The following is a 12,760-nucleotide window of genomic DNA, read 5'->3' as shown; positions in this document are numbered from 1 at the left end:
TGGGTCGATCATCCAGTGGCCGGTTCATGCGGATTTTCGGGCTCGAATGTGCGCGAACCGGTCAGTCAATGGTCCCTCACATCATCCAGTGGGAATACTCAGCGGGAAAGTGTCCCGCCGGCCACGGCTTTGGATTTGATCGCGGGGAAGGGCGGTGGCGCCTTAACCTGGACGGTCACAGTGACGCGGCCCAGATCGGGACGCGCAATGCACTCGACGAGTTTCGCGCCCGCCCGTTTCTCCGTCATCTCCTTGGCCACCCGGCAGGGCTCCCCCGGTGCCCGGCCCCGAGCGGCGTCGGCCGCGGCCAGGGCGACCAAATCCGCCAGGGCGTCAGCGCGGGTCTTCGCGCCGAAGGCCCGCGACATCAGTCCCAGGGAGGCGATCAGACCCAGGCAGGCCAGCATGATGCCGATGCTCACGACGGTTGAGGACCCACGATCATGGCCCGATCCAACGCCGCGCCGATCGGGCCCGCTCATGATCCGCTCCCTCCTTCCGTGCGGGCCTCCGCGGTGGCGTCCACGCGCTGTTTGATGAAGTGCAGACTCTTGGGCAATCCGATCTCCACCGACACCCGCGTGTACTCGCCGTCACGGGTGATCTTCACGGCCGCGCTACTTCCCGCTTTGGCCTGCGCCGCCTTCGTCACCGCGCTCGAGGCCTCGCCGCGGGCCGCTTCGCGGGCACCGGCCCGGGCGGCCTCGTACGCCTGGAGCTGGGTCAGGCCGATGGTCGCGGTGCCCAGGACCATGAGGATGATCAGCACGATGGCCGGCATGATCATCGCGAACTCCGCGGCCGCGGCGCCCCGATCGGACCGGGCACCGGCGGAACCGGCCCGATCCGCGGTGATCCTTTCGGCTCCGGTCCCTCCCGTCCTGGTCCGATCGGGGCTACCGTGTCCGCTCATCTCAACCGCCCAGTTTCAGCGCGTTCGTGATGATCCCGGTGATCGCATCGCGCAGCGGTTCGCTCTTGAGGATGACGACCAGGAGTGCGGCGAACCCGCAGGCGGCCAGCGTGGTGATCGCGTACTCCGCGGTCGTCGCGCCCCGATCCGAGCGCAGCCGGGCCAGGCGTCGCGCGTGCCGGGGCGCCGGCGGGTCGGTGACCCCATCGGGTTCAAGGACCGGTGCCGGTTCCGGATTCTCGTTCTCTGCGTGGGTGTTCATGGTTCTCTCCTTTCGAATCCCGGTGCCGGATCGCCCGGGTTGTTCCGAGTCTGCGCACCGGGTGTCCAGACCGCCAGAGGCATTCGCGCGGCTGTGGAGTCCCGCCCACCGTCCACAGGCCGATGATGCCGTGGTCGTCCCGGCTTCCACAGGAGCCGATGCGTCGGTGCTGCTCGGGCGCTCAGCCGAATAGCCCTCCGAAGTCCTCCACCAGGCTCAACAGCACGGGCACCACGCCCATCAGAATGAAGGCAGGCAGGATGCACACGCCAAGCGGAATGACCAGTTGGGTGCCCAGTCGGGCCGCGGCCAGCTGACGTCTGCGGTGTTCGCCCCGCCCCAGGTCCCCGGCCAGTCCGCGCAGCAGCGGTGCCAGAGCCACACCGGTCGTCGAGGAGAACACAATGAGCTCGGCTACCTGTTTCAGTGGGCCCTCGGCCACGGGCTCGCCCAGTGCCACTGCGCGGGCCAGGCGCTGCAGGCCCGCTCCTGCGGTGCTGCGGGACTCCGCCGCCAGTTCCAGGGCCCGCGCCGTCGGCAGGCCCGCGTCCAGACAGATCGCGACGAGTTCGAGTTCGAACGCCAGGTCCGTAGCCGTTCCGCCTCCGCCGGGCTCACCGGTTCCGCCCGCCACACCGGCTTTGCCCGGCTCGTCGGCGCCTCCGGCCTCGGCAGGAGCATCTGCCCCATCCGCCCGGCGAACGCTGGGGGCCGTTGCAGCCGCCAGCAGGCCGCGCAGCCGCCGGTGGCCGGGGCTGCCCCACAGGCACACTGCGCAAGCGATGAGAAGTCCCGCGGCACAGCACAGTGCGAAGGTCATGGCCGTCTCCTATTCCGCTTTTTTCAGCATCGCCCGCATCCAGGCGCGCCCGACCAACAGCAACGCGACCCCGCAGACCAGGCTCAGGGCGCCGGGCACACCGGTGATGAGCTCCAGCGGGTTGGCGCCGATCAGCAGGCTCAGGCCCAGACTGATCACGGGCAGCCAGGTGAGCACCCTGACCGTGGACTGGGGACCTGCCAGTGCGACCGCGCGTTCGCGCTCCGAATCGGCCCGGGCACGGCAGGATTCGGCGTAACGGCCCAGCATCTCGGCGGCCGGGGCGCCGGCGGTCTGGGCGACGAACCAGACGGATGCCATCCCCTCGAGGATGCGCGCGATCTGCGGGGCCGGTCGGGCCTGGGCCAGTTGGGCCCGGATCGCCGTATGCGGGGCCTGCCCGAGTTCCAGAGCGCGCGCCACCTTCTCCAACAGAGTCCGCAGCCCGGGCTCGGTGCCCGCCCTGGCCACCTGGCGCAGGGCATGAGCCGGGGCGACTCCAGCGCGCAGCAGTGCGGTGCACCGGTCGACGATGGCGATCGCGGGTTCGGCCGGGTCTGCGTCTTTGTCCCGGCGCTTGTGCCCTCGCACGGCGGCGGGCCCGTCCCGCGTGGGTCCACCCGGCCCGGCTCCCCCTTGTGCGTCGCGGTTTCCACCGGTGGCGGTCTCCTGGCCGAGGTGCCCGCCGGTGCCGCGGGCCAGGGCGCGGAGGCGCTCGGTCGACCTGTCGCGCAGCAGCCAGGCGGCCAGGCCTCCGCAGCCGACGGCCAGGATCAGCAGAATGGGCGTGAGCACAGTGGCCTCCTCGGGTCCTTGTTGTCTCCAGTACCGGTTATCCTCACTCCGGGTTGTCCCATCAGTCCCGGTCCCGCTCGGCGCACAGCCGGCGGAACCGGGCCCGTCCGTCCGCGGTGAAACCCCTGCCGGCAAGCCACAGGGGCTCCATTGAACCGGTGGCATCCGGAACGGCGACCTGTTCCACGTGGCGCCGGACTCCGGTGCGGCGCACGTGGACGACCGCGTCGATCGCGGTTGCGGCCTGGGCGCGCACGGCGGCGGGACTCATCCCGGCCAGGGCACCCAGGGCCTCGAGCCGGGCGGGCACGGATTCTGCGGTGTTCGCGTGCAGGGTCGCGCAGCCGCCCTCGTGGCCGGTGTTCAAAGCGGTGAGCATATCGCGGACCTCGGCGCCACGGCATTCGCCCACCACCAGGCGGTCGGGCCGCATCCGCAGGGCGTTGCGCACCAGGTCGGCCATGGACACCAGGCCGGCGCCCTCGATGTTCGCCTGGCGGGCGGCCAGCTGGACGACGTGCGGATGGGCGATGACCAGTTCGCGGGAGTCCTCGACGACGATGATCCGCACACCGGGGTCGACCTCGGCCAGCAGCGCCCCCAGTAGGGCGGTCTTGCCGGTGCCCGTGCCCCCGGAGATCAGGAAGTTCATCCGCGACTGCAGCATCTGCAGCAGTACGTCCGCGACCTCGGCCTCCAGACCCCCGGTGTCGACCAGTTCGGCCAGGGTGAAGCCGCGCGAGCGCGGGACGCGGAAGGACAGGGCCGTGGTCTCACCCGACAGCGGTGGGATGACGGCGTTGAGCCGCACCCCGTCGGGCAGCCGCACGTCGACCAACGGGACCGCGTCGTCCAGGCGGCGCCCGCCCAGCCCGGCCAGACGCACGGCCAGGGCCCGCACATCCGATTCGGTGCCCAGGGAGATGGGCACGGGTTCGAGGCCCGCGCCCGCGTCGATCCACACATCGTGGGGGCCGTTGACGAACAGGTCGGTGGTCCCGGGGCGGTCCAGCAGCGGCTGCAGGGGTCCGGCCCCTGCCAACTGTGCCGAGACCCGGCCCACCAGTTCCAGCACCGCTGCGGCTCCCAGCACCCGTCCGGTCCCGGCCAGCGCGGTGGCAACCGTGGCAGGGGTGATGGGTCCGGGGTTCTCCAGCAGATAGGTGCGCACATCCTCGATCACACCCGCATCGATCCAGTCGTTCATGCGCCCGTCACCCGGCCCAGCAGGTCCTGGGCCAGCCGGCCCAGGTGCGTCCGCGACCCGGGCAGGCCGTCGCCGCGGTCCACCCCGGCGGCAAGTTGGGGATCATCGCGCAGGGTGCCCAGCAGGTCCAGTCCCATGGTCTGGGCGACCACCTGCGGGTCCAGGCCCGCCCGGCCGGTCTGGCGCACGACGAGCCCCACGGAGGCGTGGACCCCTGCCAGGCGCGCGGATACCCGGGAGGCCGCCACGGCTGCGCGGACGCGGGCCGGGGTGACGACAACGACCTCGTGGCAGGCGCGGACCCGGTCGATCGGCGTGTGCCGGGGCAGGTCGACGACGACTAAATCGAAGGCCTGTTGGGCGGCGGACAGGACCGTGTCGAAGACCTCGGCTGCCAGATCGTCGACGCCGTGGCGGTCCCAGGACAGGATCGCCAGGTCGCCGGCGCGCGGCAGTGCCTGGGTCAGGGTCGAGGGCAGCAGCCTGCCGCGGGAGGCCGCCAGGGACGGCCAGCGCAGGCCCTCGGCGTCCTCGCAGCCCAACAGCAGATCCAGTCCCCCGCCCAGCGGATCCGCATCGAGCAGTACCGTGGACAGACCGGATTCCGCGCCGTGGCGGGCCAGCGCGCAGGCCAGGACGCTGGCGCCGGCACCCCCACAGCCGGCCATGATGCCGTAGGTGGGTGCGGATTCCCTGGCGGGTTCGACCGCCTGGATCATCCGCTGGGTGAGCCATTCGGCGGCATCGGGCAGGACGGCCACGTGGTCGACGCCCAGTTTGGCCGCCAGCACCCATGTCGCCGAGGCCGGTGACAGGGATACCAGGACCGTGGCCGGCCCGCTGATGGCCGGGCGCACTGCGACGTCCTCGCCGAGCAGGACCAGGACCGCGTCCTGCCAGCCGCCTGCGTCGGGGGCGCGGACGTCCAGGCTCAGGCCGATGCCGTCGGCCAGGGCGGCGCAGTGTTCTGACAGGCTGGTCAATTGGCTGAAGAGCACGATTCGAGACATGCCCCCAGCGTGGGCCGGTCCCCGGAATTCGGCCATCGACGCATCAGCGGCCTGTGGACGAACCCTCGTCGTCCACAGGCCGCTGATGCGTCGATCGGCAGGGGATCCCCAGCCGAGTGCTTATCGGTTCACATCCGAATCAGGCGCGCTGAATATCGCTGAGATCGCGCAGCACACCGGTGCGGGCGTCTCCGTTGTTCTGCACCAGGAATGAGCCCTGCCGCTCTTCGAGGGCCAGGAACCATTCGCCCGGGGTCACCATGAACACGGTCGCCCCGGTGCCGGGGTCCACCGCGGGGCGTACCGTGCCGACTGCGAACCAGAAGGGCTGCCCGCCCGCGGCCGGCTGGGCCGTGGCAGGTCCCTGGTCCGCGGCCGAGGCCTGTGCCGCCGGTTCGCCCGCCGAGGCCTCGGCGGCCTGCTGGGCGGCGGTCGGTTGCGCCTTGATGCCGATACCGGGTTCGGCCCGGTCAGCGGAATCCGCGGCGGCGGTCACACCCGGATCAGCGGCGGAAGCGGAGTCCTCACGCAGCGGATTGAAGGCGAGGGTCGCCTCGGGGTCGGGCCGATCGGCCGCATCGTCCGTGACAGCGGGCTGCTCGGCGGACTGCTGCCCGGCCGGCTGTTCGGCCTCGGTCGAGGTCGTGGCATCGTCCGGCCCGTTGTCCGTGGCGGGAGCGGTCTGCTCGGCAGACGCCTGCTCATCGATGCCGCCCCACGGTGCGGCCGATGAGGCCTGCTCCGCCTCCGGCTGCTGATCCGCAGGGCCCTCGGCGCCGGGGAACCCAGCCGCGGGGACGCCCGCATCCTGGGACGCCGGGGCAGAGGGGCCCCACTCGTTTCCGCCACCCGGCGCCTGCGGGGCCGGGGTGTTCGGGCCGGAGCCCGCCGGAGTCTGCGCCCCGGGACCGTTCGGAGCGGCGGGACCACCGGGGGCTGCCGGAGCGGCGGGACCGTAGGAGCCGCTCGGCGCGGCAGACGCGCCGGGTGCGGCCGGCTGGGCCGCGAAGCCGCGGGCCTTGGGCGCCGCAGGAGCCTCTTCACGCGCCTGGAATTCCGCGGCGAAGAACGGGATCATCGTGAAAACGCCCGCGAAGAAGCCCACCAGGGAACCGAGCAGCAGCAGGAACCCGCCGATGTGGAAGTACGGGGCCGAAGTCAACAGGAAGATTATATTCATCGCGAAGGACACACTGGTCAGCACTGAGATGACCTGGTCGATGCCCAACGATCCCAAGCGCCGGGGGAAGCCCGCAGCCGTCTTGTTCAACAGCGAGAGCACTGCGGCGGCGATCAGCGGAAGCGCGCCCAACACGATCGCACTGAGGTAGACGACGTTCCAGTGCCACATGAATGTCGACTCGCTGAAGCCGTCGTAGTAGGCGTTGCCGGCCACGGAGAAGCGGCGGAACGGCAGCACCAGCGACAGGAGGGCTAACAGCCCTGCGATCCACAACAGCAGATCGCGCAGGGAGAAGGAGCCGAAGAGCATGCCGGGCTGCTTGGGCTTGGGTGGAGTGGCGATCGGTGCGAACCCGGCGGGGCCCGCCGAACCACCGGGGCCATAGGGCGCGCCCGCCGAGGGGTAGCCCTGGGGGCCCGAGGGATAGGGCTGTGCGCCGGGCTGCGAGCCCACCGGCGAGGCCCCGGCCGGGCCGAAGCCGCCGGGAGCCGAACCGTACTGCGCGGGCTGGGAGCCGTATGGCCCGGGGGCGGGTTGAGAACCGACCAGCGGCTGCTGTCCGGGGCCCTGTGGGCCGAATCCCTCGGGTCCTGGGCCCGGACCAGGCTGGCCGGCATGGGGCTGGCCGGGCCCCGGCTGTCCGGGCTGTCCCGGATTGCCCGGTTGCGGACCCCATTGCCCGGGCTGGGGCTGGCCGGGCTGGACGCCATAGGGATCGGGTTGTGAGCCATAGGGGCCCGACTGCGGCCCATAGGGCGCGGGTCCGGGCTGGGGGCCCCACGGTCCGGGCTGTCCCGGTCCCGGCTGACCATATGGTCCGGGTCCGGGCTGCCCTGCTCCGGGCTGCCCGTATGGCCCCGGCTGACCCGGCTGACCGTACTGGGGCTGTCCCGCCTGTCCCGGTTGCCCGGAGTACTGCCGGCCGTCCTGGCCGGGACCCGGATACGGCTGCCCTGGTTGCTGTGGTCCCGATCCCTGAGGGCCGGGTTGGTTCGGAGTGCTCATGGGATGACTCTCCTCGGATCGCATTCGGTCGCCACCGGCGCCAGGCACCGGCGACGGCTCCGCTGTCCCGCCCGATTGGCGGCTTGCCGACTTCCATCCTCTCATCCTTCGCCGCAGCGCGCCCGGTCAAACGTATTGAAAGAGACATGGACCACCACGGCGCAAGCAAGGCCCGCGCAACATGGCTGCAACTGCGAAACGAGTATCCTTGGCAGCGGAAGCACCACCTCAACACCCATCAACGATGCCGGGAGGTATGAAAAGTGGCCGAACAGAATATCGAAACCCTGTCCACCGAAACCAGGGAATTCCCGCCGCCGGCGGCCTTCGTGGCACAGGCCAACGGGACCCAGGACCTGTACGAGGAGGCCAAGGCCGACCGCCTCGGCTTCTGGGCGAAGCAGGCCCGCGAACTCATCGACTGGGAAACCGACTTCACCCAGACCCTGGACTGGAGTGATGCGCCCTTCGCCAAGTGGTTCCCCGACGGCAAGCTCAACGTCGCCTACAACTGCCTTGACCGGCACGTGGCCGCGGGCAACGGCGACCGCGTCGCCCTGCACTTCGAAGGCGAGCCCGGCGACACCCGCACCTACACCTATGCCGAACTGACCTCGGCCGTGGCCCAGGCCGCCAACGCCTTCACTGAACTGGGGGTCAAGGCCGGCGATCGTGTTGCGATCTACCTGCCGATGATCCCCGAGGCCGTCATCAGCATGCTGGCCTGCGCCCGCCTGGGCGCCGCGCACTCGGTGATCTTCGGCGGTTTCTCCGCCGACGCGATCCACTCGCGCGTGCTCGACGCCCAGTCCGAACTCGTCATCACCGCCGACGGCGGCTACCGCCGCGGCAAGGCCTCGAACATCAAGGGCACCGTCGACGCGGCACTGTCCCCCGGGGACACCCCGGTTGAGAACGTGCTGGTCGTCAAGCGCACCGGCGGGGACGTCGACTGGGTCGAGGGCCGCGACCTGTGGTGGGACGATGTGGTCCCACGCCAGTCCGAGCAGCACACCCCGCAGGCATTCGACTCCGAACACCCGCTGTTCATCCTCTACACCTCCGGCACCACGGGCAAGCCCAAGGGCATCCTGCACACCTCCGGCGGCTATCTGACGCAGGCCACGTACTCCATGAAGTACGTCTTCGACGCGAAGCCGGAATCGGACGTCTACTGGTGCACCGCCGACGTCGGCTGGATCACCGGGCACTCCTACATCGCCTACGGCCCGCTGTCCATGGGCATGACCCAGGTGATGTACGAGGGCACCCCGGACACCCCGCATCAGGGACGCTGGTGGGAAATCGTCGAGAAGTACAGGGTCACGACCCTCTACGCCGCCCCCACCGCGATCCGCACCTGCATGAAGTGGGGCGAAGAGGTTCCGGCGAAGTACGATCTGTCCTCCCTGCGGCTGCTGGGCAGCGTGGGCGAACCGATCAATCCCGAGGCCTGGATGTGGTACCGCCGGGTCATCGGCCATGAGAAGGCGCCGATCGTCGACACCTGGTGGCAGACGGAGACGGGCGCCCATATGATCGCCCCACTGCCCGGCGTGGTCGCGACCAAGCCCGGTTCCTCCCAGCGTCCCATTCCCGGCATCAGCGTGGACGTGGTCGACGACAACGGCAAGCCGGTGGGCAACGGCGAGGCCGGCTACCTGGTCATCACCGAACCGTGGCCGGCGATGCTGCGCGGGGTCTACGGCGATCCGGAGCGGTTCAAGGAGACCTACTGGTCGCGCTTCCCCGGCATGTACTTCGCCGGAGACGGCGCGCGCAAGGACCAGGACGGCGACATCTGGTTCCTGGGCCGCGTCGACGACGTCATGAACGTCTCCGGGCACCGCCTATCGACCGCGGAGATCGAGTCCGCCCTGGTCTCCCACTCCTCCGTGGCCGAGGCCGCGGTCGTCGGTGCGGCCGACGACACCTCGGGGCAGGCCGTGGTGGCGTTCGTCATCCTGCGCGGGGGCAAGGAGTCCGGGCCGGAAACCGTCGAGGAACTGCGGGCCCATGTGGGCCACGAAATCGGTGCGATCGCCAAGCCCAAGCGGGTCTACATCGTCGACGAACTGCCCAAGACGCGCTCGGGCAAGATCATGCGCCGCCTGCTCAAGGACGTCTCCGAGGGCAAGCAGGTCGGCGACGCCTCGACCCTGGCCGACGCCTCGGTGATGGACACGATCGCCCGTGAGGTGCGCGACTCGCAGGCCTGAGTCGCGGGCATCGTCACACGATTGTGCCCACCACCTGACGCGGGCGCGGGGGTTTCCGGCTAGGCTTGGACTCAGCGAAACCATATATCCCGCGCCCGCGCGGGCCCCGGCGGCCCGTATCCCGCGCACCCCGTACGAGGAGTCATCCACATGGCCGAACGGTCCCTTTCCGAGCTGATCACCGATATCAAGTCGGACGCCCAAGCTTTGGCCCAGGAGGAAACCGCGCTGGCCAAGTCCGAGGCCATCGAAGGCGCGAAGAACCTGGGCATCGGCGGCGGCCTGGCGGGCGCTGCGGCATTCCTGCTGTTCATGTCGTCCTTCGCAGCACTGTTCTGCGTATCGGCCGCCCTGCACGAGGGCGCCGGCTGGCCCTGGTGGCTGAGCTTCCTGGTCGTCTTCGCCCTGCTGGTCGTCATCGCCGTCGTCCTGGTGCTGGTGGCCGTGCCTCTGCTGAAGAAGGGCAACCCGACCCCGACCGGCGCCATCGCCGGTGCCAAGCGGGCATTCCGCCAGCTGGGCCGTGCGGTGCGCAACCCCTCGGGTCCGCGCCGCTGAGCACACAGGGCTGAACACACACAGGGCCCCGCACCACGGAAACGTGGTGCGGGGCCCTGTGCTGTTGTGCGGCCCGCCGGATCAGTCGCGGTCGGCGGTGTCGTGGACGATGAACACGGCGGTGGCGGCCGCGGCGGCCACCGCCAGCGTCATGGCGATCACGGGGCGGGGTTGATGACGCGGCCCCAGGTGGACTTATTGCCCCAGATGTTCTGGCGCAGACCCTCCAGCTGCAGGATCTGGCTGTGGTCGACGAACAGATTGCACTCATTGCCGTAGTTCTTCACGTACCACTCGAACACGGGTCCGTCGGCGGCCTCGAACATGATGTTCTCCAGGCCCAGGCCGTTGATGATGGAGGCAGCGGCCGCGGTGTTCCACTCGGTGACGTTCTCCGTGATGCCCTCGGACTCGATCATGATGATCGAGGCCCCGGCGTCCAGGGCGCGCTTGCCGCGGTCCACCAGGTCGCCGATGTCCTTCTTGGTCTCCGCGGCCAGTTCGGCCTCGCCGGAGTCGCCGCCGGAGCCGATCTGGATGCCCAGTTCCGGCTTGGCCTTCAGGCCGGCCTTGACGACCTTGTCCACCAGGCGCTCCAGGCCGGAGGTCGGCAGCATGATGAAGCCGGTGGAGATCTCGATGACGTCGAAGCCGACCTCCTTGGCCTCCTTCAGGTACTGGTCGACGGCGTCGGGGCCGTAGCGCAGGACCGTTTCGATCCAGCCTCCGGAGGACACGTAGGCGTTGTTCTCATGCGCGATGTCGCTGAACTTCCGGACCTGCTCCTTGGGCACCAGGCTGAACGAGCCGCCTGCCCATTTGATCCCGTCGATCCAGTTGCCTGCCACATCGAACACGTCCTGCATGTGCCGGGTGCCGTAGGTGGAGTAGTAGGGGGCGCGGATCTCCGTCATGCCGACCTTGCGCGGCTTCTGCGGCCGGTAGGCCCGCGGGACGAAGTTGAACGAGGTGTCGAAGTCGATGGCGTTGCTCATGATGTCTCCTTGTGTGTTCTGGTGTTCTGATGTTTCGGTGTTCTGATGTTCTGTACTGCTCGGGCCGGGGTGCGGACGGCGAATCCGAGCCCTGGTGCCGGGGTCCGGCTCACAGCCGTTCGGTCGACACGCCCGCCAGCAGTGCAGTGAGGTCGGCGGTCGTGTGGTGCTCCAACCCGTGGACCACCTCGGCGATCTCATCGCGCTGTCGCCCCGTGGTGAAGGGGCCGGCGACCGCGTCGAATTTGGCCCTGGCCCCCGTCCAGTCCAGCGGCTGGGTGGTGAAGCCGTCGTAGGCGTCGGCCTCGGCGTGCAGCACGGTGCCGTCGTCCAGTTCGACCTCCAGATAGGCCGGCATCTCCGCTGGGAAGCGGGCGGAGAAGTCATCGCGCGGGGTGATCGTCACCTTGGTCATCAGGTCCTGCACGTCGTCTGCGGTGATGCGCCAGGATTCGTACTGGGCCGGGTTCAGCTCCCCGTCCAGCAGGACCACCGCCAGCATCCAGGGCAGTGAGTGGTCCGCCTCCTCCTTGGTGCGCACCAGCTGTTTGGAGCCTTCCTCGCCGCCGCCGATGATCGAATGGGCGACGTCGAAGGTCTGCAGGCGCACCGCCTTGATCCGCTCCGGGTGGAACTCGTCGATCCGGCGGATCTCCTGAGCGGCGTCCAGGGCCGACTGCGAATGGATCTCAGCATTGTGCTTCTTGATGATGGTCCTGGCCACCGATTCCAGGTCCTCGGCGGACCAGTCGATCGTGAAGTCCCCGGCGACGGAGTCCTTGAACCCCTTATTGCCCTCGAAGACCTCCTCGGGTCCGGTGATGCCGCGGCCGGCCAGCATGGCCGACCAGGTTCCCTCCTTGGCCACGTGCGGATAGGCCAGGCCCTTCCAGTGGCTCAGGTTCCCGGTCCGGGTGACCCGCAGGGCCACGTTCGCCGTGCCCGCCATCGCTGCGGCATTGGCGATCTGTCCGGCACTCAGTCCGAAGGCACGCCCGGCCGCTGCCGCCGCCGCGAAGGCGCCCTGCGTGGTGTGGTCGAAGCCGCGGGCGCGCACCGGCGCGACATCGGACAGGCGGGTGTGGATCTGGTAGGCCACCGCGAAGGCGGTCAGCAGTTCCTTCCCACTGGCCCCGGCGGATTCCGCGGCCGCCAACACGGCTCCGAAGTTATCGGAGGGGTGGTTGGTCTCCCCGGGCGCCAGATAGGCGTCCATGAAGTCCAGGTAGCGGCTGAGTGCGGAATTGTAGAAGGCGGCGCGCTCCGGGCTGGCCGATCCCCCGCCGATCAGGGTGGAGCGCAGGCTCCCCAGGTTGCCGCCGGACTCGGTGCCGGCCGCGGCGGGGGCGGTCGCACGATCCCCTTCGAGATCGCCGAGCAGTCCGCGGATCGCCTTGAGCGGTTCCGCGTCGAGTGCGCCGATGGCCACGCCCAGGGTGTCGAGCACCCGGATCTTCAGCTGTTCGAGCGCCTGCGGGCTCATGTCGTCCAGCTCGGCACTGGCTGCGAAGGCGGCCAGTTGCTGGACCTCGGTGCCGGGAGTGGCCGAGGCCGGGGCGGCTGTGCCCGTTTCTCCGGCTGTCGCCGTTTTCGGTGCTGCGGCGTTCGGTGTTGCCGTGTTCGGTGTTGCGTCGATGGTTGTCATTGGTCCTCCACAACAGTGCATGTTCTGTGCTGTCGTAGAGCTACCGATCAAGGGCCCATAGATTTAGGTAACATCTACGTTCCTTAATCTAATAGGTATGGCTTATTTAGCAACCCCTAAGTGACCTACCTCACCAAAAATATCTCGA

The 12,760-nt window shown here is 69.5% G+C and carries 12 protein-coding genes; 2 read left to right on the top strand and 10 right to left on the bottom strand.

What is annotated here, in order from left to right; genetic code table 11:
- Positions 1-98: 98 nt before the first annotated feature.
- The 8 genes from NQ036_RS10250 to NQ036_RS10215 form a co-directional block, all read right to left on the bottom strand.
- Positions 99-482, bottom strand: coding sequence for an Rv3654c family TadE-like protein (locus NQ036_RS10250; protein ID WP_257058707.1), 384 nt, complete (start codon positions 480-482; stop codon positions 99-101).
- On the bottom strand, positions 479-913 hold the full coding sequence (locus NQ036_RS10245) for a TadE family type IV pilus minor pilin (RefSeq protein WP_257058705.1): 435 nt from the start codon (positions 911-913) through the stop codon (positions 479-481). Before NQ036_RS10245 ends, NQ036_RS10250 begins: the two co-directional genes overlap by 4 nt.
- A gap of 1 nt (position 914) precedes the next feature.
- The gene (locus NQ036_RS10240; RefSeq protein WP_257047957.1) at positions 915-1,175 is read right to left on the bottom strand and encodes a DUF4244 domain-containing protein; all 261 of its coding nucleotides are present in this window, start codon (positions 1,173-1,175) and stop codon (positions 915-917) included.
- A gap of 181 nt (positions 1,176-1,356) precedes the next feature.
- Positions 1,357-1,995, bottom strand: a complete 639-nt coding sequence (locus NQ036_RS10235) for a type II secretion system F family protein (protein ID WP_257058703.1) — start codon at positions 1,993-1,995, stop codon at positions 1,357-1,359.
- A 9-nt stretch (positions 1,996-2,004) separates the two neighbouring features.
- On the bottom strand, positions 2,005-2,790 hold the full coding sequence (locus tag NQ036_RS15675; protein ID WP_373566589.1) for a type II secretion system F family protein: 786 nt from the start codon (positions 2,788-2,790) through the stop codon (positions 2,005-2,007).
- Between the two features lie 61 nt (positions 2,791-2,851).
- Positions 2,852-3,997, bottom strand: a complete 1,146-nt coding sequence (locus NQ036_RS10225; RefSeq protein ID WP_257058698.1) for a TadA family conjugal transfer-associated ATPase — start codon at positions 3,995-3,997, stop codon at positions 2,852-2,854.
- Positions 3,994-5,007, bottom strand: coding sequence for a septum site-determining protein Ssd (ssd, locus tag NQ036_RS10220; protein WP_257047953.1), 1,014 nt, complete (start codon positions 5,005-5,007; stop codon positions 3,994-3,996). The genes NQ036_RS10225 and ssd overlap by 4 nt, the downstream gene beginning before the upstream one ends.
- 139 nt (positions 5,008-5,146) lie before the next feature.
- Positions 5,147-7,195, bottom strand: a complete 2,049-nt coding sequence (locus NQ036_RS10215) for a hypothetical protein (protein WP_257058695.1) — start codon at positions 7,193-7,195, stop codon at positions 5,147-5,149.
- Positions 7,196-7,458: 263 nt separating this feature from the next.
- Between NQ036_RS10215 and acs the strand changes: the two genes are divergently transcribed.
- Complete coding sequence (gene acs / locus NQ036_RS10210) at positions 7,459-9,414, top strand: acetate--CoA ligase (protein WP_257058694.1); 1,956 nt, start codon at positions 7,459-7,461, stop codon at positions 9,412-9,414.
- Positions 9,415-9,564: 150 nt separating this feature from the next.
- Positions 9,565-9,972, top strand: coding sequence for a phage holin family protein (locus NQ036_RS10205; protein WP_257058691.1), 408 nt, complete (start codon positions 9,565-9,567; stop codon positions 9,970-9,972).
- A gap of 158 nt (positions 9,973-10,130) precedes the next feature.
- Here NQ036_RS10205 and NQ036_RS10200 read toward each other — a convergent pair whose 3' ends face one another.
- Together NQ036_RS10200 and NQ036_RS10195 are read right to left on the bottom strand one after the other, a co-directional pair.
- Positions 10,131-10,967, bottom strand: a complete 837-nt coding sequence (locus tag NQ036_RS10200; RefSeq protein ID WP_257058689.1) for a phosphosulfolactate synthase — start codon at positions 10,965-10,967, stop codon at positions 10,131-10,133.
- Between the two features lie 109 nt (positions 10,968-11,076).
- A complete protein-coding gene (locus NQ036_RS10195; protein ID WP_257058687.1) occupies positions 11,077-12,612 on the bottom strand; it encodes an MmgE/PrpD family protein in 1,536 nt (511 codons plus the stop codon).
- Between the last annotated feature and the right edge of the window lie 148 nt (positions 12,613-12,760).

Origin of the sequence: Brevibacterium sp. 91QC2O2 (assembly GCF_024580695.1) — a bacterium.
Taxonomy (GTDB): domain Bacteria; phylum Actinomycetota; class Actinomycetes; order Actinomycetales; family Brevibacteriaceae; genus Brevibacterium; species Brevibacterium moorei.
Note: the sequence above shows the minus strand (reverse complement) of the source record. Positions and strands in the feature narration are given on the sequence as shown.